Origin of the sequence: Streptomyces sp. NPDC006512, from assembly GCF_040611935.1 — a bacterium.
Classification (GTDB): Bacteria; Actinomycetota; Actinomycetes; order Streptomycetales; family Streptomycetaceae; genus Streptomyces.
This window is the reverse complement of the sequence record NZ_JBEXPG010000001.1, coordinates 187,372-207,194: the sequence shown is the minus strand read 5'-3', so window position 1 is coordinate 207,194 and position 19,823 is coordinate 187,372. Positions and strand designations below refer to the sequence as shown.

The window sequence follows — 19,823 nt, the reverse complement described above, 5'->3', positions numbered from 1 at the left end:
GTGGACCGGCCCCGCCCCACCGTGCCGGTCAAGAAGAGACGCGCTCGAGCGTCGCCGTGTGCAGCTCGCCGGCGCGGCCGCCGTCGGGGGTCGCGTACGTCCAGTAGACGCTGACGGTGCCCCGGCCGAGGTCCATGACGTGGCTGACGGTCATGCCCGAGGCCTCGACCCAGTTGACGAAGTACAGGCCCTCGCCCACGGCGCGGACGGAGAGCTTCTCCTGCCCGCTGTGCCCGGCCATCGGGCCCGCCAGGGCGGTCCAGTCGAGCGTGGAGCCGTCGGCGGAGTACGAGTTGCGCAGGACGGCCCCGTTGTCGAGCGTCAGGACGTAGGTGTGGCCCGCGAAGGCGGGGGCCTCGGCGCGCACGCCCGCGGCGGCGGGCGCCGGCGCGGTGGCGGCCTGCGCGGACGGCGCCCCGGCCAGGGCGATCAGGGCGGCGGCGGCGAGGGCCGGGACGGTGTGACGGATGCGCATGACGGTTCCTTTTCGGTGGTCGTACGGAGCGGGCCGTACGGGGGTGTGGTGCCGGGCTTGCCGGGCTGCGCCGGGGTTCGGACCCGGCGGGCACGTCATTCGGCGTACTGGTAGAAGCGCGTGTGGTCGAGGAGCGCGGAGGGCCGCACCTGCCAGGGCGCCATCGGCTCGTCGAGGCTGATGACCCGCCCGTGCTGCGGGTCCCCGGCCGGTACCGGCCGGCTCGGCTCGTAGCCCGCGCCCGGGTGGCGGCGCTGCCAGCGCGCCCAGATCAGGTCGATGAAGGTGTGGTGGAGCCAGAAGACCGGGTCGTTGGGCGAGGTTCCGCCCGTCATCTGGCCGCCGACCCACAGGTGGACCCGGTTGTGGTTGTGCCAGCCCTCCTTCTCACCGACCGTCCAGCCCTCGACCTTGTTGCGGAAGCCGGCGGTGGTGGCGGTGGAGTCCCAGGGGGAGGCGTCGTAGACCGGGTCGTCGATCGCCCAGGCCAGTTCGGCGGGCGAGGGGAGCGCGACCGGGTCGGCCGGGCGGCCGAAGTCGCGCACGAGGTACTTCTCCTCGGTGACCCCCACGTTCACCGGCCAGTTGCCGGCGTCGAAGGCGAACGGGCCGGTCATGACCCGGTGGTCGCCGGGGCGCCCGTTGCCGCCGAGGAAGTCGTCGGCCCACAGGCCCGAGGTGGGCGACTGGTCGGCCGTCCAGTCCCAGTACGGCAGGGTCACCTTCGGGTCGACCTGCTGGAGGGCCCGTTCGAACTCCAGCAGGTACTGGCGGTGCCACGGGAAGAACGACGGGGACATATGTCCCACCCGCTGTCCGCCCTCGCCGTCGGAGACGAAGTACTGGCCGTGGAGCCGGACGAACTCGTCGTAGACGCCCCGGCGTTTGATCTCCAGGACCGCGTGGACGAAGCGGGCGCGCTCGTCGGGGGTGAGGTCCTTCTGGTTCTTGCGCGTGTACACGTGTGCTCGTTCCTCGACGTCATGCCGTGTGGTGGTGGAGCTGCGCCGTCGACAGCTGGGCGGTGCCGATCTCGTCGACCGCGGCCCGTGCCACCTCCAGCGGGGTCGGGAAGGACTGGTAGTGGTTGACCAGGCTCAGGTAGCTGCCGTCGGCCCGCCGCATGACGTGCAGCGGCCGGCCGTCGATGCTGACCTCGATGCCGGGGCCCGCGGCCGGCGCCGCCGCGCGGGAGGACGCGTACCGCACGGGCGTGGGCCCGCCCTGGATGCGGCGGCCCCGGTACACCTCGTCGAAGGTCCCGGGCGGCGGGTTCGCCCCGGTCCCGTCGCCGGCTCCGGAGGCCGTACGGGCTCCGGAGGACGGGTCGGCGAGGACGATGGGGGCGACGGCCGCGCTCGTGCCGAGGACGACGGCCGTGGTCATGGCGGCCCTCATCATGTCCCTGCGGGTGATCGTGTTCACGCCTGGGGCTCCAGTCCGGTCGTGGCGGTGATGTCCTCGACGACCGCCCGGACGATGTCGTCCGCCCGTTCGAGGACCGAGGGCATGCCGGAGGTGAAGAACAGCGTCCCGGCGCCCATGTCGCCGATCGCGTGCATCCGCCGGTGGGCCCGGCCCGCGCCCACGGCGCGGCTGGTCGACGGCTCGATGTGCAGGCCGCCGTACGGGTGGTACTCGCCGATGCCGTCCTCGACGAGCGAGTCGACGAACGGGCGGGCCTGCGCCGGAACCCGGTGGGAGGGGGCGCTGACCGCGTTGACGACGACGTCGCTGCGGTACTCCTCGCCGTCCGCCGCCACGTGGAACCCGGAGTCGGCCAGCGGCTTGACGTTCCACAGGCCGCGCAGCACGCGCAGCCGGCCGGCCTCGTGCAGGTCGAGCAGTTTGCGGGCGTTGGCGGGCGGCATCGGGCAGCACAGGCTCATCACGGCCCGGTAGTGGGTCTCCCGGATGAACTCCTGGTCCTCGGTGCGCAGCAGCGTCCAGGCGTCGGGGCCGCTCTCGGGGACCACGTGCTGCATGACGCGCATGCCGACGTCGGCGCCGTCGATGCAGTCGTACTGGCGGCGCAGCCGGTCGAGCGGCGCCTCCACTCCGAGGGAGAACAGTTCGGCGAGGACCACGGACGGGTCGGCGTCGTGATCCGCCAGCTCCCGCACCAGCAGGTCCAGTACGTCGCCCAGGCCGATCCGGCCGTCGTCGCCGCGTGCCGCGGCGGCGTGCAGGGCGGCGGGGGTGAAATGGGCGATCTCGGGGAAGACGGGCCGCTGGCGGACGGCCGGGAGCGCGCCGTTGCGGGAGGCCATGGTGATGCGGCCCCGGTGCCCGTGGGCCTGGAGGGAGACCACGGCGTCCACCGCGGCCAGTCCCGTGCCGAGGACGGTGACGTCGGCGTCGGCGGGTATGCCGGTCAGGGTGGTGCGCAGCGGGTACGGGTCGCCGAAGTAGCCCGGGGTTCCGTCCAGTTCGTAGTGGTCGGCGGGCCGGCCGGCGCCGACGGCGCAGATGACGTAGTCGAAGGTGTGCGTACGTCCGTCGGCGCCGGTCAGGACCACCTCGTCGCCCGCCTCGCGGGCGCCGACGACGGTGTCGCGGACGACCTGGACGGGCCAGCCGCCGAGGGAGAGCTCGCCGACGGCGTTCTCGGCGGTGCGCTCCAGGTAGCTGCCGAACACCCGGCGCGGCGGGAAGTAGCCTTCGGCGGCGTAGTCGCCCTCCCCGTAGGGGAGTCCGGATTCCCGCAGCCAGCGCAGGAAGTCGTCCGGGTCTCCGGTGCGGGCGCTCATCTCGGCCGGGATGATGTTGGCGAGGACCGAGTCGGCGTCCTGCTGGTAGGCGCGGCCGCGCCACAGGTTCTCCGAGGGTTCGAAGACGGTGATCGATCCGCGGCCGCGGCCCGGGGTGCGGGAGAGCCGGTCCAGCAGGCATACGGCGGCGGCCCCTCCGCCGACCAGGCCGATGCGCGTCGGCGGGCGGTCACTTGTACTCATGGTGATCTCGACCTTCACGAAAGGGAGTTGGGGAAGAGGGGCGCGTCGCGGCGCCGGGGGTTTCGGTGCGGCGGCGGGTCAGCGCGCCGCGGCGGGCTGCGGTTCGCCGGTGCGGGCGGAGCCCTGGGCGGCGTCCTGCCGCGGGGCGGCGGGCTTCCGCCTGGAGCCGGCGTAGAGCAGGGTCAGGCCGACCAGCGCCCAGACGGCCAGGACGAGGACCGGGCCGCCCGCTCCGGCTCCGTCGAACGGGCCGGCGGTGCGCAGCAGGCCGGCGGCGGCGCCCGCGGGCAGGAACTGGCCGATGGTGCCGAGCGGCTGCGGCAGCATTTCCGGGGCGGAGGCCAGGCCGGAGAGCGGGTTGCCGATGACGAACATGAGGACCGCGCCGACGGCGATGCCGGGCGGGCCGACCAGCGAGCCGAGGCCGGTGATGACCCCGACCATGGCCAGCTCCAGCAGGGCCACGATGCCGGCGTTGACGAAGTAGTTGCCCGGCAGGACCCCGCTCAGGTGGGTGAGCATGAGGGAGCTGAGCAGGCCGGAGAGGACCGCGAAGCCGATGACGCCCATGAACTTGGCGGCCGCGCCGCGCACCTTGAGGACGAAGAGCAGACCGGCGATGACAGCGGTGATCAGCAGGGGCAGGAAGCCCATGGACAGGCCCGCTCCGTGCGGGTCGTCGGGGTCGGCGGGCACCACGTCGGTGACGTGGACCGGTCCCCCGGCAAGCTGCTGCGCCCGGCCGGTGAGGTTCTGGGCGACGGTGGGTGAGGCGGCGGAGGCGAGGTGCAGTTCGAGTCCGTCCGCGGTCGGCAGCAGGGCGCCGTACGCCTTCCTCTCGCGCAGCGCGGCGTCGGCTTCCTCGGCGGTGGCGGCGCCCTTGATCTCGTACGCGCCCGGGGCCGCCTCGCGCAGCCGCTCGGTGAGCTGTTCGGAGCCCTGGGCTGCGACCACGAGGACGGGCAGGTCGCGCGGGGCGGCGTGGGAGGCCGACCACGAGAACCAGCCGCCGATGACGAACTGCACGATCGCGACGATGACGAGGATGGTGCGCGCTTCCGCGCGCGGTGAGGCAGTTGAGCTCATGATTGCTTCCTGGATCTGGTGCGGCCGGCGGGTCTGCGCGTCGCTGCCCGTAGCTACTCGTCGAGCAGGTCGGGCTGTTCGGCCGTGATCTCGTCCCACATGATCTGGAAGCTGTAGCGGCCGAGCTGCTCGTCGCCGAAGCCGTCGCGGGCCAGGAGGGCCTGCTCGTGGGACATGGGGACGGGGCGGCCGGCGGCGAGGGCGAGCAGCTGGACCTGGGCGCAGCTCTCGTAGGTGAAGAACCAGTGGACGGCTTCCTCCAGGGAACCGCCCACGGTGATCAGCCCGTGGTGGCGCAGCAGCATGGCGCGCTTGGCGCCGAGGCGGTCCGCGATGTCCTGGCCGTGCTCGATCTTGATGGCCGGGCCCTCGTAGTCGCCGTAGAGGACCTGGTCCTGGTAGAAGGCGGCGGACTCCTGGTCGTAGGGCTCCAGCAGCCGTTCCAGGGCGCCGAGGGCGCGGGCGTGGACGGTGTGGCCGTGCGCGATGGCGTTGGCCTCGGGGCGCTCGTGGATCTTGGAGTGGATGGTGAAGGCGCTCGGGTTGACCTTGCCGGTGCCGTCGACGACGCGGCCGGTCGCGTCGACGCGGATCAGGTCGGCCACGCGGACCCGGTTGAAGGAGACGCCGAAGGGGTTGACCCAGAAGGTGTCCAGGTCCTCGGGGTCGCGCACGGAGATGTGGCCGGATATGCCTTCCGCGTAGCCCGCCTTGCCGAACAGGCGCATGGCGGCGGCCAGTCGCTGCTTGCGGTGGCGGCGTTCGTCCGCGGCGGTGGTGAAGACCGGGTCGGCCGGGATGGGCAGGCCGGTGTGGGTGTCGGCGATGAAGGCGGCCGCGGTGGTGGTGGACACGCTCATGTCTCCTGGAAGTTCGGTACGGGCCCCCGTCCCACGCCCGCGCCGGGGCATGGCGAAGCCGGCCTGCGGGTAGGTGGGATCGGCACCGAAACCCCTGGTCAGTGGGGGTTCGGCGCGCTGGGAGGGCGTCAGCTCCTGCACCTGAATCCTGACCCACGCAGGCGTGCGTTTTCGGCCTCGGCGGCCGCTGCGCGGCTTCATAACCGTGCGATTCACATTTGCGCAGCGGCCCCGATTACGGACGTACCGCCAGAAAACGCCGCGCCGTACGGATCGCGGGCGTAAGAAACGCGCCGTCGGCCCGCCTTTCGCGGGCCGTCCGTTGCCGATCCCCGCTGACGGCCGTTGGTCGGGGGACAGCAGCCAGCCGAGGGAAGGAACCCGCCCCGTGTCCGCCGAACTCTCCGAGGACCTGAAGAAACTCATCGACGACAGCCCGGTCTTCGCGACCGTGGCCACGATCCAGCCGGACGGCAGCCCGCAGCTGTCCGTCACCTGGCTCGGCCGGGACGGCGACGAACTGCTGGTCTCCACGACCGTCGGCCGCCGCAAGGAGAGGAACCTGCGCACCGACCCGCGGATCACCGTCATGATCAACCCGCACAACGCGCCCTACACCTACGCCGAGGTCCGCGGCACGGCCACGCTGACCACGGAGGGCGGGCAGGAACTGATCGACGAGCTGTCGCGCAAGTACACGGGCAAGGACTACGCGGACTTCAACCCGGCGGCGGCGGACGACGCCGACCGCGTCGTCGTCCGCGTCACCCCGCGCAAGGTCGTCGGCTCCCTCTGACGCGCCCCCGCGCCGCCGCGTCAGCGGCGGACGCGGGGCATGCCCAGGCCGATCCAGGAGATGATCTCGCGCTGGATCTCGTTGTTGCCGCCGCCGAAGGTGAAGATCACGGCGCTGCGGTAGCCGCGTTCGAGTTCGCCGTGCAGGACCGCGCCCGCGGACCCGTCCTTGAGGGAGCCGGCCGCGCCGACCACCTCCATCAGCCACGCGTACGCGTCCCTGCGCGCCTCGGAGCCGTACACCTTGACGGCGGAGGCGTCCTGCGGGGTGAGGGTGCCGGACTGCACGGCGTTCACCATCTGCCAGTTGAGGAGCTTCATCGCGTCGAGGCGGGCGTGGGTGCGGGCCAGACGGCCGCGCACCCAGGACAGGTCGATGACGCGGCGGCCGTCGGCGAGCTTGGTGCCGGCGGCCCAGCGCTGCACGTCGTGCAGGGCGCGGATGGCCATGGTGCCGTGGGCCGCGAGGGTGACCCGCTCGTGGTTGAGCTGGTTGGTGATCAGGCGCCAGCCCTTGTTCTCCTGGCCGACGCGGCGGCTCGCGGGGACCCGGATGTCCTCGTAGTAGCTGGCGGTGGTGTCGTGCGACGCGAGCGTGTTGATGAGGGTGCAGGAGTAGCCGGGGTCGGCCGTCGGCACGAGGAGCATCGTGATGCCCTTGTGCGCGGGGGCGGCGGGGTCGGTGCGGACGGCGAGCCAGACCCAGTCGGCCGTGTCGCCGTTGGTGGTCCAGATCTTCTGACCGTTGACCACGTAGGTGCCGCTCTCCTCGTCCCCCTCGCGGACGGCCTTGCACTTGAGCGCGGCCAGGTCCGTGCCGGCGTCCGGCTCGCTGTAGCCGATGGCGAAGTCGATCTCCCCGGCGAGGATCCTGGGCAGGAAGTACGCCTTCTGCTCCTCGGTGCCGAACTGCATGATGGTCGGGCCGACGGTGTTCAGGGCCATCAGCGGCAGCGGGACGACCGCCTGCGCCGCTTCGTCGAAGAAGATGAACTGGTCCATGGGCGACATCCCGCGCCCGCCGTACTCCTCGGGCCAGCCGACGCCGAGCCAGCCGTCCGCGCCCAGCCGGCGGATCGTCTCCCGGTAGAAGCGCTTCTGGGCGGCCGGTTCCCCGTAGCGGGCGGAGACGTCCTGCGGTACGAGCTCGGCGAAGTAGGCGCGCAGTTCGGTGCGCAACCGCTGCTGCTCAGGCGTGTATTCGAGGTGCACGGCCCCTCCGGGAGTCTCGCGGTCCAGCCGGTCTCTGTGGTGGCGGCGGTCAGAGTAGAACCCGTTACAAGAATTCGGAAGGCCCGGCGGGGACCGGGCGCGCGAAGGCGCGGTCCGCGTCCGCCGCTTCGGTGGCGGGTCCGGCCGCGCGGCACACCACGTCCAGCACCCGTTCCGGGTCGCAGGCGTAACCGCCGCTGGCCCAGGCCGGGTTCGCCTCGACGGACGCCCAGCCGCCGTCCTGGAGCAGGCCCACGTCGACCACCGAGGCCGAGGGCAGCCGGCAGGCGGAATCGGCGAGGAGCTCCGCGGCGAAGGCCCGGACCTCCGCCGCGTACGGGTCTTCGTCCAGCGGCAGCGGATCGAGGGCGGGACCGACGGCGTACCGGCTGCCGGTGTGCACCGCGCCGTCGAGGACGAACAGCCGGTACTCGCGGGCGAAGCAGGCGATGTCGCTCACCAGCACGGGCAGGTCGTCGTCGAAGGCGTCCGGGCCGGGCAGCCGCGAGCCGTCGGGGTAGATCCGGGCCGGGAAGAACTTGTCGGTCGGCGGTTTGACGAAGGCGGGACGGCGCAGCCGCCGGGCCTCCGCCAGCGTGACGGACTCGACCTGCCGCCCCGACAGCTCCCGCGGCAGCCGGGCCAGCCAGTCGGCCGGGGGCTCCAGCGGCAGCACGCCCAGTTCCCCGGCCACGGAGTCGGCGAGCAGCGGACCCCCGTACAGGTGCGCCGGCCAGGCGGCGGGCGCGGCGGCCGGCACCCTCCAGTCCCGGGCGGTCAGGACGCGCAGCCCCCGGCGGGCGGCGGCCGCGCCGAGTCGGGGCGCGGTGTCGTTGGGGCGGGGGGCGAGGAGCAGGACGCGGTCGGTGGTCATGCCCCCATCCTGCCGCCGGCCCGGATCCGCGGGCCGCACCGGGAGTCCGCCGGGTAGGGTCACCGCTCGTGATGGACGCGGAGGCAGTGGTGGCGGGCAGTGAGGTCGTCGTGGAGTGCCCGGGGGTCCGCAGCCGCTACGGCGGCGCCCCGGTCCCCTTCCGGCTGCGCCGGCGGGCGTCCGACGGTCAGTGGCTGTTCGAGGTGGGGACCTGGCTCGACGCGGTGCCGTTCCTGGCCGGCTTGGCTCCGCGGGAGGGCGTACGGGCCTTCGCGCAGGGGATCCTGGACACCCTCGCGGAGGGCGGCGGCGAACCCGACTTCACGCTCTTCGACGACGGCCGCACCGAGCTGACGGCGACCGTGGGCTACGGCCCCGGGCCGTACCTCGCGCTCCAGGCCGTCTTCGACCCCGCGCAGGACCGGGTGGGGACCTCGGAGAAGGGCGAGGCCCTGTACGCCAATCCGTTCGGCTGGTGCCTGGCGGAGCTGGGGGGAGATCGACCCGGCCGAGCCGGCGGCCCTGACCGCGTTCGCCCGGGCGCTGCTCGCGGCCCTGGACGGCCCGGTCACCGCTCCCCTGCGGCGGGGCGGCGCCGGTCAGGTGTAGCGGAAGAGGACGTCGAACCAGACGAGGTCGCGCGCCGCGTCGAGGCGGTAGGTGCCCGAGGGCTGTACGGAGGCCCCGGGCCGGTTCGCCGCCCGGTCGAAGTCGGGGCTGCCCTGCCACCGCGCCCCGGCGGGTACGTGGGGCTCCAGCGGGGCGGGCAGGTCGGGGAGCCCGGCGGGGGCGAAGGCGTGGCCGGGGCGGGCCAGGACCTCGGCGGCGGCTCCGGGCCGCATCCGGGCGATGCCGACGAGGCGGATGCGGGAGTCCGGGCTGGGCAGGTAGCGATCGGCGGAGGAGGCGTCGACGTCGTAGCCGAGCCAGTGCGGGTCGGAGAGGGGCCCGAGGGCCTGCTCGAAACGGCTGTTGAGGGGGGCGGGGTCGGTGCGGACGCGCCGCCGGTCCGGTTCGGGCTCCGGCTCGGGCCACAGGACGGCCGCCCCGACCGCCCCGGCGGCGCCGAGGAGCAGGGCGGCGGCGCCGGTGAGGGCGAGGAACCGGCGCCGGCCGGTGCGGCCGCTCTGTTCGTCCATGGTCCCCGCTCCCCCGCTCCCCGCCGACGCCCTCGCGGCCGTCGCGCCCGGTCAGTTCAGGGCGCTGATCATAGCCTCGGCCGTGGCCGCCATGGCCGTGCGGGCGGCCGTGAGGTACGGGCGGGGGTCCGCCGGGGTCAGGTGGGTGCGGATGGCCTCGGTCATGGCGACGTTGAGTGCGGTGCCGATGTTGACCTTGCGGATGCCGCCTGCCACCGCCGCGGCCAGTTCCGCGTCCGGGAGGCCGGAGGAGCCGTGCAGCACCAGCGGTACGTCGACCGTCTTGGTGAGCCGGGCCAGCAGCGCGTGGTCCAGTGCGGCGGTGCGGCGGGTCATGGCGTGGCTGCTGCCGATGGCGACGGCGAGGGCGTCCACTCCGGAGTCGGCGACGAACCGGCGCGCCTCGTCCGGGTCGGTACGGGCGCCCGGCGCGTGCGGGTCCAGCGGGGCGGCGCCGTTCTTCCCGCCGACCTCGCCCAGTTCGGCCTCGATCCACAGCCCGTGGGCGTGGGCCCAGTCCGCGGCGGAGCGGGTGGCCTCCAGGTTCTCGCCGTACGGCAGGTGCGCGGCGTCGTACATCACCGACCCGAATCCGGCGTCGGCGGCCTGCCGCAGCAGGTCGGGGCTCTTGACGTGGTCGAGGTGCAGCCCGACGGGCACCCGGGCGGCTTCGGCGCAGGCCGCGGCGGCGCGGGAGATGGGCAGCAGGGCTCCGCCGCGGAACTTCACCGCGTTCTCGCTGAGTTGCAGGATGACGGGGAGCCCGGCCCGTTCGGCGCCCTCGACGACGGCCTCGGCGTGTTCCAGGGTGATGATGTTGAAGGCGGCGACGGCGCGGCCGGTGGCGGCCGCCTCCGCGACGAGGGTTCCGGCGGCGGCGAGGGTCATCGGACCGCTCCCTCGGCGTCGGTGAGGATGACCGAGCGGGTCAGGTTGCGGGGCGCGTCGGGGTCGAGCTCGCGGTGCGCGGCGACGGCGACGGCCAGCCGGTGCACGCGGACCAGTTCGGCGAGCGGGTCGAGCCCGCCGGGTACCCAGGTGGCGCCGGTGCCGAGGACCTGTTCGGCGATCCCGTCGGGGGCTTCGTCCAGCGACCAGGTCACGGAGCCGGGGCCGGTGACGCTGACGGGGCCGTGCCGGTACTCCATGGCCGGGTAGGACTCGGCCCACGACAGGGAGGCCTCGCGCATCTTCAGGGCGGCCTCGTGCGCCAGGCCCACGCTCCAGCCCCGGCCGAGGAAGGTGAACTGGCCCCGGGCTTCGAGTCCGGCGGGCAGGGGGGCGGCGAGCGCGGTGCGGGCGTCGGCGACGACGGCCGGGGTGTGCGCGCCCGCGTGGGCCCGCAGCAGGGTGAGGGCCGTGGTGGCGAAGCGGGTCTGCACGACCGAGCGCTCGTCGGCGAAGTCGAGGACGACCAGCTCGTCCGCGAGGGCGATCACCGGGGTGTCGGGGTCGCCGATGACGGCGGTGGTAGCCACCCCGGCGTCGCGGAGTCCGGCGAGGAGGTCCAGTACCTCCGTGGTGGTGCCGGACCGGGTCAGGGCCACCACCCGGTCGTAGCGGCGGTGACGGGGGAACTCGGAGGCGGGGAAGGCGTCGGTCTCGCCCTGTCCGGCTTCCTCGCGGAGCACGGCGGCCGCCTGGGCCATGTAGTAGGAGGTTCCGCACCCGACGAACGCGGTACGCTCCCCCGGCCTCGGCAGTACGGCCCGCCGGGCCGGGGCCAGTTCGGCGGCCCGCTCCCAGCATTCGGGCTGCGTGGCCAACTCGTACGCGACGTGACTCATGCGGGCTCCCTGCGCGTTGGGTGCGTGTTCTTGCAAGGTAGCGGGCGCTTTCGCGCAACTTCAAGCATCTACCGGGTGATGGCCTGGGTTAATCTCGACGACCGGGCCGAAACGGAGGCCGGGGAGAGCTGGGGAGGGCGCCATGACCCGCAAGGAACGCTGGCAGAGACTGCTGGATCTGCTGGTGGAGCGGGGCGGGCTGGAGGTGGAGCCGGCCGCCGGGGCACTCGGCGTGTCCGCCGCGACGATCCGCCGCGACCTCGACCAGCTCGCCGAGCAGCAGTTGCTGGTCCGTACGCGCGGCGGGGCGGTGCCGCACGGCGTGTCGTACGAACTCCCCCTGCGCTACCGGACCTCGCGCCGGGCCGCCGAGAAGCAGCGGATCAGCGAGGCGGTGGCCGCGCTGATCGCCCCGGGCGAGGTCGTCGGGCTGACCGGCGGCACCACGACGACGGAGGTGGCCCGCGCGCTGGCCGCCCGCCCGGACCTGGCCACGGGTTCCCCGGCGCTCACCGTGGTCACCAACGCCCTGAACATCGCGGGCGAACTGGTGATCCGACCCCAGTTCAAGATCGTCCTGACGGGCGGGGTGGCCCGCCCCCAGTCGTACGAACTCACCGGCCCGCTGGCCCAGCAGACGCTCGCTCAGCTCACCGTGGACACCGCGGTGGTCGGGGTCGACGCCTTCGACGCGGCGGACGGCGCCGCCACCCGGCACGAGGACGAGGCGGCGGTGAACAGCCTGCTCTGCGAGCGGGCGCGCCGCCTGGTCATCGCCGCGGACTCCTCGAAGCTCGGGGTGCGCGCCTTCGCCCGGATCTGCGCCACCGCCGCCGTGGACGTCCTGGTGACGGACACGGCCCTCTCGGACGCGGACGCCCGCCCGTTCCGCGCGGCGGGCGTCGAGGTGGTGCGGGTGTAGGAGCGGGCGGGCCGGATCAGGGCCCCGGCGGCGTCAGGGCGCCGGTACGCGCTCCGCCTCGCGGGACAGGGCGGCCAGCACCGGGGCGATCAGGGGGTGGGACTCGGCGCCGCGCCGGGTGGCGGCGAAGACGCGGCGGGTGGCCGCGGGACCGGCGACCGGGCGGACGCGGACCTCCTTGAGGTCCATGCCGCGCAGCGCCGAACGCGGCACCAGCGCCACTCCGGCGCCGGCCCCCACCAGGGCGGTCACCGCGCGGAAGTCGTCGGAGGAGTGCAGGAACCGGGGCTGGAACCCGGCCAGTTCGCACGCCAGCAGGGTGACGTCGTGGCAGGGGTTGCCCGGGTACTGGCCCACCCAGTCCGAGTCGGAGAGGTCCGCCAGCGCGACGGCGGGGAGATCGGCCAACGGGTGGCCGGCCGGGAGGACCGCGTCGAAGGGTTCGGCGTACAGCGGCACGACCGACAGCCGGCCGTCGTCGGCGCCCGGGGCGCCCCGGTACTCCACGGCCAGCGCGAGGTCGGCCTCGCCGTCGAGGAGCAGCGGCAGGCTCTGGTCTCCCTCCGCGTCCCGGACGCGGAGCCGGATGCCCGGGTGCTCCCGTGCCAGCCGGGAGATCGCGGGGGCCAGGACCTCGGCGATGCCGGTCGCGAAGGCGGCGACGGTGACCTCGCCCGCCACTCCGCCCGCGTACGCGGCGAGTTCGGCCTCGGCGCGCTCCAGCTGGGCGAGCACCTCGTGCGCGTGGCCCAGCAGGATGTCCCCGGCGGCGGTGAGCCGTACGCCGCGGCCGCTGCGGGTCAGCAGGACGTGGCCGGTCTCCTGCTCCAGTGCCGCGAGCTGCTGGGAGACGGCGGACGGGGTGAGGTACAGGGCTGCGGCCGCGGCGGTCACCGTACGGTGGTCCGCCACGGCCCGCAGGATGCGCAGCCGGCGGGGGTCGATCACCCCCCTATGATGTCAGCCCTGAGCAGCGGAGAGAGCCGTACGGGCGTCCACGAACGCGGCCACCGCGCGCTCCACGTCGGCCGTCGAGTGGGCCGCCGAGAGCTGCACGCGGATGCGGGCCGCGCCCAGGGGGACGACCGGGTACGAGAAGCCGATCACGTACACGCCGCGCTCCAGCAGCAGCTCCGCCATCTTCGCCGCCTCGGCCGCGTCGCCGATCATGACGGGGGCGATGGCGTGGTCGCCGGGCAGGATCTCGAAGCCCGCCTCGGTCATCTTCGAACGGAAGAGCGCGGTGTTGGCGGCGAGGTGCTCGCGCAGGTCCCCGGCCGACTCCAGCAGGTCCAGGACCTTCAGGGAGGCCGCGGCGATCACCGGGGCGAGGGAGTTGGAGAAGAGGTAGGGGCGCGAGCGCTGGCGCAGCAGTTCCACGATCTCGGCGCGGGCCGCGACGTAGCCGCCGGAGGCGCCGCCGAGCGCCTTGCCGAGAGTGCCGGTGATGATGTCGACGCGGTCCATGACCCCGTGCAGTTCGGGGGTGCCGCGGCCGCCGGGGCCGACGAAGCCCACGGCGTGCGAGTCGTCGACCATGACCATGGCGTCGTACCGGTCGGCGAGGTCGCAGATCTCGGCGAGGGGGGCGACGTAGCCGTCCATGGAGAACACGCCGTCGGTGACGATCAGCTTGCGGCGGGCGCCGCCCTCGGTGGCTTCCTTCAGCCGGGTCTCCAGCTCGGCGAGGTCGCGGTTGGCGTACCGGAAGCGGCGGGCCTTGGAGAGGCGGATGCCGTCGATGATCGAGGCGTGGTTGAGGGCGTCGGAGATGACCGCGTCCTCGGCGCCGAGGAGGGTCTCGAAGACGCCGCCGTTGGCGTCGAAGCAGGAGGAGTAGAGGATCGTGTCCTCCTGGCCGAGGAAGGAGGACAGCCGTGCCTCCAGCTCCTTGTGGACCTCCTGCGTGCCGCAGATGAAGCGGACGGAGGCCATGCCGTAGCCCCAGCGGTCCAACGCGTCCTTCGCCGCGGCGACGACCTCGGGGTGGTCCGCGAGTCCGAGGTAGTTGTTGGCGCAGAAGTTGAGGACCTCGCCCGGGGCGCCGCCCGCGGTCACGGCGACGGCGGCGTTCTGCGGGGTGCCGATGACGCGCTCGGGCTTGTGCAGGCCCGCTGCGCGGATCTCGTCGAGGGTGGAGCGGAGGTCCTCGCGGACGGACTCGAACATGATGCGGTTCTCCTAGTGCGGTGTGCCGGTGCCGGTGCCGCCCGGCGGACGGAGGAGGACGGGAAGGAGGGGGCCGGGCCCCGCGGAGGGGGGAGGGTGTGCGGGGCCCGGCCGGAGGGAGATGGTCTCGGGGCGGGCCGGGGATCCGGACCGGGGCGGGGGCCGAGCCCCGCCGCTTACGCCGTCCAGTCCAGGATGATCTTGCCGCTGCGGGCGGTGGCGGCCTCGTCGAAGGCGGCTTCGAAGTCGCGGTGCGAGTAGCGGCCGGTGATGACCGGGGACAGGTCGAGCCCGCCCTCCAGCAGCACGGTCATCGCGTACCAGGTCTCGAACATCTCGCGGCCGTAGATCCCCTTGATGGTGATCATCGAGGTGACGACCTTCGCCCAGTCGACGGGGAACTCCTGGGCCGGCAGGCCCAGCATGGCGATGCGCCCGCCGTGCGTCATGTTGTCGATCATGTCGCGCACGGCCTCGGCGCGGCCCGACATCTCCAGGCCGATGTCGAAGCCCTCGCGCAGGCCGAGCTGCGCCTGCGCGTCGGCGATCGAGGACTCGGCGACGTTGACCGCGAGGGTGGCTCCGGCCTTGCGGGCGATTTCGAGGCGCTCGGGGCTGACGTCGGTGATGACCACGTTGCGCGCACCGGCGTGCCGGGCCACGGCCGCGGCCATGATGCCGATCGGGCCGGCGCCGGTGATGAGCACGTCCTCGCCGACCAGCGGGAAGGACAGCGCGGTGTGCACGGCGTTGCCGAACGGGTCGAAGATGGCCGCCACGTCCAGGTCCACGGCCGTCCGGTGCACCCACACGTTCTGCGCGGGCAGGACCACGTACTCGGCGAAGGCGCCGTCGCGCCCCACGCCGAGACCGATCGTGCTGCGGCACAGGTGGCGGCGTCCGGCCAGGCAGTTGCGGCACTTTCCGCACACCAGGTGGCCCTCGCCGCTGACCAGGGCGCCGATCTCGATGTCGCGGACGTCCGCGCCGAGCGCCGCGACCTCGCCGACGAACTCGTGGCCGAGGACGAGCGGGGTCTTGACGGCGCCCTGCGCCCAGCCGTCCCAGGAACGGATGTGCAGGTCGGTCCCGCAGATGCCGGTCCGCAGCACCCTGATCAGCACGTCGCCGGGGCCGTATTCGGGCTCGGGGACGTCCATGAGCCACAGCCCGGGCTCGGCCTTGTGCTTGACGAGTGCCTTCATGGGTGGCTCCAGGCATGCGGAAGGGGGCGCCGGGGCCGCTGGGGCGCGGGTGGCGTCGGTGACGTGCACCAATGTGCCGAGCGGCGTGGTGATCAGTCCATCGAGACTTTCTTAAGCGGGTCGACAGCGCAGCTTCACGCCTATGCTCCTCAGGTGACGGGGCAGGGGCCCGGGACCGGGGTCCGGGGCAGGGGAAAAGGGGAGGTGAGGTGCGTGCCGAGTCTGCGCAGCAGGGCGCTTTCGGCCGCGCTGATCGCGACGGGACGGCGAAGACGGTTCGCCAGTGCCGAGGCGGTACGGGCCAGGGTCGCGGAAACGGCCCGCAGGCCCTCGTCCCACCTGCCGCCGCGCTCGCTGGGCCGGGTCGCGGAGGTCTCGCGGACCTTCGTCGGGGCCTGGCCGGTCTACGACGCCTCCCCGCGCGGGGAGGAGCCCGTGACGCGGGTGCTGTACGTGCACGGCGGCGCGTACATCAACGAGCTGGTCCGGCCGCACTGGTCGCTGATCCGCACCCTGGTCACCCGGGCGCGGGCCCGGGTCGTCGTGCCGGCGTACATCCTCGCCCCGCGCGGCACCGCCGACCGGACGGTCCCGGTGGCCACCGACCTGCTCAGCGGCCTGATCGAGAGCGGCGGCGCCGGCGGGACGGTGCTGATCGGGGACTCCGCGGGTGCGGGGCTGGCGCTGGCCGCCGCGCAGCGGCTGCGGGAGCGGACCGGCGCGCAGCCGTCCCGGATCGTGCTGATCTCCCCCTGGCTGGACGTGACGATGAGCCATCCCGGCCAGGCGGCGATCGAGCCGGGCGACCCGATGCTGGCCCGGCCGGGACTGGTGGAGGCCGGCCGGCTGTACGCGGGCACGCTCGCCGCCGACGACCCCCGGGTGAGTCCGCTGCACGGGTCCTTCGCCGGGCTCGCGCCGCTGACGGTGTTCACGGGGACCCGGGACGTGCTCAGCACCGACAGCCGCGAGCTGCTGAACCGGGCCCGCGCGGCCGGGGCCGAGGTGGAGTGGCACGAGGAGCCGGGCCTGCCGCACGGGTACCCGCTCATGCCGCTCCCGGAGGGCCGGGCGGCCCGGGACCGGATCGTCGAGCTGGTGCGGGCGACCGCCACGGACGGTGCTCCTCCGGACCGGCCCTGAGGGGGTGGTCCGGGGGCATCAGGCCGTGCAGGTCATCAGGGAGCTGACCGGCCAGGCGCGGTAGGCCGTCCAGTAGGCCTCGTCGCGGGCGGCGTCGGCGGGCGGGGTCCGGCTGGGCTGCCAGCCGACGGTGCTGAAGCCGGCGTCGACCGCGGCTTCGGCGAAGTCGGCGTGCGCCCATTCGCGGTATTCGAAGTGCAGCGGGGGTTCGGTGAGGAACTGGGCCTTGAGCAGCGGCGGCGCGTCCCCGTCCGGGACCCGGTCGAGGATGCGCATCCCGTAGGGGGACCAGTCCACCCGCGGGAAGGCGCCGGGGTTGCGGACGAGCGTGAGCAGCCGCCCGCCGGGCCGCAGGTTGGCGCGGATCCCGCGGAACATGGCGTGCAGGGAGTCCCGGTCGGGGGCGTGGCTGAACAGGTAGACGGCGGTGGCCAGGTCGAAGGGGCCGAGCTTCGGCATGGAGGCGGCGTCGGCCACGACGTACTCCACGCCGCCCGCCCCGCCCGCGCCCTGCCGTTCGCGGGCGAGGCGGACGCGGTCCGGGCAGTTGTCGACGCCCACGGTCCGCCGGGCGCCGCCGCTCGCCAGCAGTCCGGCGGAGCCGCCGTGCCCGCAGGCGACGTCGAGGGTGTCGAGGTCGCGGACCCCGCCGAGGGCGTCGAGGGCGGTGCGGAGCGTGAAGGCGTCGGCCGCCGAGAAGGCCGCGCCGGGCGCCGGGTGCGGGGACGTGTCGTACGGCTGGTGCATGCCGGCATGCCTCCCCGGCGGGGGCGCGGGTGACGGCCGGGTCGGCGGTGCGTCCCTCGGACGGGGGAGGCGTTCGGGTCAGTCGCTGCGGCGTACGGGGCCCCGCGCGACGGGGCCGGACCGCCCGGGCGGTCCGTGCGGGCGCGGCAGGGAGCGCGCCCGGGGCGCCGGTCCCCTCCCCCGCGGGCGCCTCGCGGACCGGGCGCGGGGGGGCGGCCCGGGGCCGGCGGTGCGGGTGGGCGTAGGGCCGATGCGGCCGCGGAGGCGGGGTCCGCCGGGATGCAGGTCCCGGCGGCGAGGGCGCATGCTGACTGTGTGACGGCGAGACCGGACAGCGGCGGCCCAGCCTCCGACGCCACGGCCGAGGTGCTCGTGCGTGCCACCGCCGGCGCCGTGGAGGCCCTGGGCGGGTTCGCGGGCGGGGTGTACCTGCGCTCGGACGACGAGGGGCTGCTGCGGTTGGCCGTCCTCGCCGGGCTGCCCGGGCAGCTGTTCCGCCCCTGGTGGCGGATGCAGGCCAACCGGCCCTACCCGGTCGCCGAGGCCTACCGCTCGGGCCAGTCCGTGCACCTGCACGACGGGGAGGAGGGCATGCGCCGCTTCCCCCAGCTCATGGCCGGACTGCCGTTCACCTTCGCCTCCCTGTACGAGCCGGTCACCGCCGGTTCCGAGCGGTTCGGCGTGCTGCTGGTCATGCGCTCCGCGACGCCCGGGGTGCCGGTCGGGCCCGCGGACCGGGAACGGCTGCGCGAGGCCGCCGACCGGCTGGCGCGCGAACTCGTCGCGCTGGGGGCCGCCGGTGCGCCGGTGACCTGGAACGGAGACCCGCTGTGCCCGCCCTCCTCCGCCCCGTCCGGTGGCGCCCGGCAGGCCGTGGACCGGCTCCCGCGGGCGGTGCTGTCCGTGGACCGGCGGGGCAGGATCGCCTTCGCCAACACCGCCGCCGAGGGTCTGCTGGGCCTCGGCGAGCCCCTGCTGCGGGGGCAGGTCCTGTGGGAGGTGCTGCCCTGGCTGGGGCACCCCGCCTACGAGGACCACTTCAGGGGGGCGTTCCTGTCCGGCGAACGGGTCCACTTCGCCGCCCGGCGCGCCCGCGGCCCCGACGGGGAGTGGCTGTCGGTCGGCCTGTTCCCGGGGCCGGACGGGATGACGGTGACGGTCGGATCCACGGAGAAGCCCACGTACGCGCCGGGTTCGGTCGAGCGGCCCGGCGCCGGGCTGGGATCGCCGGCCGACCGGGCCTCCGCGCTGTACCGGCCGGTGGCCCTCGCCATCGCCCTGACCGAGGCGGTCACCGCCCGCCAGGTGTCGGCCGTGGTCACCGACGAGCTGCTGCCCGCTTTCGGCGGCCGCCAGCTGGCCATCTACCTCCTCGACGAGCGGCACCTGTACCTCGCCTGGGAGACCGGTTTCCCCCAGGGGTTCCTCAACCGCTTCGACGGGGTCTCCCTCGACGTGCGGCTGCCCGGCGTGGAGACCCTGACCTCGGGGCGGCCGCTGTTCTTCGAGTCGATGGAGCGCCTGGCCGCGGCCTATCCGGGCATCCCGCTGGACGCGCACGTCGGCGCCCGGGCCTTCCTCCCGCTGATCGCCTCCGGCCGGCCGGTGGGCTCCTGCATCCTCGGCTTCGACGAGCCGCGCGGCTTCAGCCCGGAGGAGCGTACGGTCCTCACCGCGCTGGCCGGCCTGATCGCCCAGGCCCTGGAGCGGGCGCGGCGCTACGACAACGAGGCGGCCCTGGCCCGCGGACTCCAGGCGGCCCTGCTGCCGCACCGGCTGCCGGTCCTCGCGAACGTGGCCACCGTGGGCCGGTACCTGCCCGGAACCGACGGCATGGACATCGGCGGGGACTGGTACGACGTCATCGCCACCAGCGCCGGACTACTGGCCCTGGTCATCGGCGACGTCCAGGGCCACGGGGTGTCCGCCGCCGCCACCATGGGACAACTGCGCAGCGCCGTAAGGGCCTTCGCGCTCAGCGGCAACGCGCCGGAGGAAGTGATGCGGGGCACCAACCAGCTGCTGATCGATCTGGACCCCGGACAGTTCGCCAGCTGCTGCTACGTCCTGCTCGACCCGGACTCCGGCCGCGCCCTCGCCGTCCGCGCCGGCCACCCCCAGCCGCTGCTGCGCCACCCCGACGGGCGTACGGAGGTACTGGACCTGCCGGGCGGGGTCGTCCTCGGCATCGACGCGGGCGGGGACTACCCGGTCACGGAGCTGCGCCTGGAACCGGGCGCGGTGCTCGCCCTGTACACGGACGGGCTGGTGGAGAAGCCGGGCACCGACATCGACACGGGCGTGGAGCGGCTGCGGGCCGCCCTGGCCGCCGCCCGGCCGTCCCCGCTGACCGAGATGGCGGACCGGCTGGTCGCGGAGGCCGGCAACACCGCCGACCGCCCCGACGACATCGCCCTGCTGCTGGCGTCCCGCACGGACCGGCCGGGGTAGGGCG

19 protein-coding genes are annotated in these 19,823 nt (G+C 74.3%); 4 read left to right on the top strand and 15 right to left on the bottom strand.

Translation table 11 applies throughout. The features are described from left to right. Positions 1-28: 28 nt before the first annotated feature. The 6 genes from ABZZ17_RS00960 to ABZZ17_RS00935 form a co-directional block, all read right to left on the bottom strand. Complete coding sequence (locus tag ABZZ17_RS00960) at positions 29-475, bottom strand: MoaF N-terminal domain-containing protein (RefSeq protein WP_356870565.1); 447 nt, start codon at positions 473-475, stop codon at positions 29-31. Positions 476-570: 95 nt separating this feature from the next. Then, positions 571-1,437: a tyrosinase family protein gene (locus ABZZ17_RS00955; protein ID WP_356870564.1), complete on the bottom strand. Its 867-nt coding sequence runs from the start codon at positions 1,435-1,437 to the stop codon at positions 571-573. Positions 1,438-1,456: 19 nt separating this feature from the next. Continuing rightward, complete coding sequence (locus ABZZ17_RS00950; RefSeq protein WP_356870562.1) at positions 1,457-1,900, bottom strand: tyrosinase family oxidase copper chaperone; 444 nt, start codon at positions 1,898-1,900, stop codon at positions 1,457-1,459. Next, positions 1,897-3,429 (bottom strand): FAD/NAD(P)-binding protein, encoded by a 1,533-nt coding sequence (locus ABZZ17_RS00945; RefSeq protein WP_356870560.1) that lies wholly within the window; start codon positions 3,427-3,429, stop codon positions 1,897-1,899. The genes ABZZ17_RS00950 and ABZZ17_RS00945 overlap by 4 nt, the downstream gene beginning before the upstream one ends. A gap of 78 nt (positions 3,430-3,507) precedes the next feature. Beyond that, entirely contained in the window at positions 3,508-4,515 is a 1,008-nt protein-coding gene (locus tag ABZZ17_RS00940) for an ABC transporter permease (RefSeq protein ID WP_356870558.1), read from the bottom strand. A gap of 53 nt (positions 4,516-4,568) precedes the next feature. Continuing rightward, positions 4,569-5,369 (bottom strand): class II aldolase/adducin family protein, encoded by an 801-nt coding sequence (locus ABZZ17_RS00935; RefSeq protein ID WP_356870556.1) that lies wholly within the window; start codon positions 5,367-5,369, stop codon positions 4,569-4,571. 394 nt (positions 5,370-5,763) lie between these two features. Between ABZZ17_RS00935 and ABZZ17_RS00930 the strand changes: the two genes are divergently transcribed. After that, a complete protein-coding gene (locus tag ABZZ17_RS00930; RefSeq protein WP_356870554.1) occupies positions 5,764-6,171 on the top strand; it encodes a PPOX class F420-dependent oxidoreductase in 408 nt (135 codons plus the stop codon). Between the two features lie 20 nt (positions 6,172-6,191). On the opposite strand, the gene ABZZ17_RS00925 is transcribed toward ABZZ17_RS00930, so the two are convergent. From ABZZ17_RS00925 to ABZZ17_RS00905, 5 genes are all read right to left on the bottom strand, one after another. Next, entirely contained in the window at positions 6,192-7,382 is a 1,191-nt protein-coding gene (locus ABZZ17_RS00925) for an acyl-CoA dehydrogenase family protein (RefSeq protein ID WP_356870552.1), read from the bottom strand. 64 nt (positions 7,383-7,446) lie between these two features. After that, positions 7,447-8,256 (bottom strand): ATP-grasp domain-containing protein, encoded by an 810-nt coding sequence (locus ABZZ17_RS00920; RefSeq protein ID WP_356870550.1) that lies wholly within the window; start codon positions 8,254-8,256, stop codon positions 7,447-7,449. A gap of 599 nt (positions 8,257-8,855) precedes the next feature. Then, complete coding sequence (locus ABZZ17_RS00915) at positions 8,856-9,395, bottom strand: hypothetical protein (protein WP_356870548.1); 540 nt, start codon at positions 9,393-9,395, stop codon at positions 8,856-8,858. A 51-nt stretch (positions 9,396-9,446) separates the two neighbouring features. Next, a complete protein-coding gene (locus ABZZ17_RS00910) occupies positions 9,447-10,283 on the bottom strand; it encodes a class II fructose-bisphosphate aldolase (RefSeq protein WP_356870546.1) in 837 nt (278 codons plus the stop codon). Beyond that, positions 10,280-11,182 (bottom strand): SIS domain-containing protein, encoded by a 903-nt coding sequence (locus ABZZ17_RS00905; protein ID WP_356870544.1) that lies wholly within the window; start codon positions 11,180-11,182, stop codon positions 10,280-10,282. The genes ABZZ17_RS00910 and ABZZ17_RS00905 overlap by 4 nt, the downstream gene beginning before the upstream one ends. Positions 11,183-11,324: 142 nt before the next feature. Here ABZZ17_RS00905 and ABZZ17_RS00900 point away from each other — a divergent pair, with 142 nt between their 5' ends. Then, a complete protein-coding gene (locus ABZZ17_RS00900; protein WP_356870542.1) occupies positions 11,325-12,104 on the top strand; it encodes a DeoR/GlpR family DNA-binding transcription regulator in 780 nt (259 codons plus the stop codon). 33 nt (positions 12,105-12,137) lie between these two features. Here ABZZ17_RS00900 and ABZZ17_RS00895 read toward each other — a convergent pair whose 3' ends face one another. From ABZZ17_RS00895 to tdh, 3 genes are all read right to left on the bottom strand, one after another. Beyond that, positions 12,138-13,052 carry a LysR substrate-binding domain-containing protein gene (locus tag ABZZ17_RS00895; RefSeq protein WP_356870540.1) on the bottom strand — a complete coding sequence of 305 codons (915 nt, stop codon included), beginning with the start codon at positions 13,050-13,052 and terminating at the stop codon, positions 12,138-12,140. Positions 13,053-13,064: 12 nt separating this feature from the next. Next, positions 13,065-14,273 (bottom strand): glycine C-acetyltransferase, encoded by a 1,209-nt coding sequence (locus ABZZ17_RS00890; protein ID WP_356870538.1) that lies wholly within the window; start codon positions 14,271-14,273, stop codon positions 13,065-13,067. A gap of 176 nt (positions 14,274-14,449) precedes the next feature. After that, positions 14,450-15,478, bottom strand: coding sequence for an L-threonine 3-dehydrogenase (tdh, locus tag ABZZ17_RS00885; protein WP_356870536.1), 1,029 nt, complete (start codon positions 15,476-15,478; stop codon positions 14,450-14,452). Positions 15,479-15,691: 213 nt separating this feature from the next. Between tdh and ABZZ17_RS00880 the strand changes: the two genes are divergently transcribed. Then, entirely contained in the window at positions 15,692-16,621 is a 930-nt protein-coding gene (locus ABZZ17_RS00880) for an alpha/beta hydrolase (protein ID WP_356870534.1), read from the top strand. A gap of 18 nt (positions 16,622-16,639) precedes the next feature. Here the strand turns inward: ABZZ17_RS00880 and ABZZ17_RS00875 are convergent, their stop codons facing one another. Beyond that, on the bottom strand, positions 16,640-17,368 hold the full coding sequence (locus ABZZ17_RS00875) for a class I SAM-dependent methyltransferase (protein ID WP_356870532.1): 729 nt from the start codon (positions 17,366-17,368) through the stop codon (positions 16,640-16,642). A gap of 279 nt (positions 17,369-17,647) precedes the next feature. Between ABZZ17_RS00875 and ABZZ17_RS00870 the strand changes: the two genes are divergently transcribed. After that, complete coding sequence (locus ABZZ17_RS00870) at positions 17,648-19,819, top strand: SpoIIE family protein phosphatase (protein WP_356870530.1); 2,172 nt, start codon at positions 17,648-17,650, stop codon at positions 19,817-19,819. Positions 19,820-19,823: the final 4 nt, after the last annotated feature.

Coding starts and splice junctions, on each gene's coding strand:
- ABZZ17_RS00960 (WP_356870565.1), bottom strand. CDS start 475: ATGCGCATCCGTCACACCGTCCCGGCCCTCGCCGCCGCCGCCCTGATC.
- ABZZ17_RS00945 (WP_356870560.1), bottom strand. CDS start 3,429: ATGAGTACAAGTGACCGCCCGCCGACGCGCATCGGCCTGGTCGGCGGA.
- ABZZ17_RS00940 (WP_356870558.1), bottom strand. CDS start 4,515: ATGAGCTCAACTGCCTCACCGCGCGCGGAAGCGCGCACCATCCTCGTC.
- ABZZ17_RS00920 (WP_356870550.1), bottom strand. CDS start 8,256: ATGACCACCGACCGCGTCCTGCTCCTCGCCCCCCGCCCCAACGACACC.
- ABZZ17_RS00915 (WP_356870548.1), bottom strand. CDS start 9,395: ATGGACGAACAGAGCGGCCGCACCGGCCGGCGCCGGTTCCTCGCCCTC.
- ABZZ17_RS00910 (WP_356870546.1), bottom strand. CDS start 10,283: ATGACCCTCGCCGCCGCCGGAACCCTCGTCGCGGAGGCGGCCGCCACC.
- ABZZ17_RS00905 (WP_356870544.1), bottom strand. CDS start 11,182: ATGAGTCACGTCGCGTACGAGTTGGCCACGCAGCCCGAATGCTGGGAG.
- ABZZ17_RS00900 (WP_356870542.1), top strand. CDS start 11,325: ATGACCCGCAAGGAACGCTGGCAGAGACTGCTGGATCTGCTGGTGGAG.
- ABZZ17_RS00890 (WP_356870538.1), bottom strand. CDS start 14,273: ATGTTCGAGTCCGTCCGCGAGGACCTCCGCTCCACCCTCGACGAGATC.
- tdh (WP_356870536.1), bottom strand. CDS start 15,478: ATGAAGGCACTCGTCAAGCACAAGGCCGAGCCCGGGCTGTGGCTCATG.
- ABZZ17_RS00875 (WP_356870532.1), bottom strand. CDS start 17,368: ATGCACCAGCCGTACGACACGTCCCCGCACCCGGCGCCCGGCGCGGCC.
- ABZZ17_RS00870 (WP_356870530.1), top strand. CDS start 17,648: ATGCAGGTCCCGGCGGCGAGGGCGCATGCTGACTGTGTGACGGCGAGA.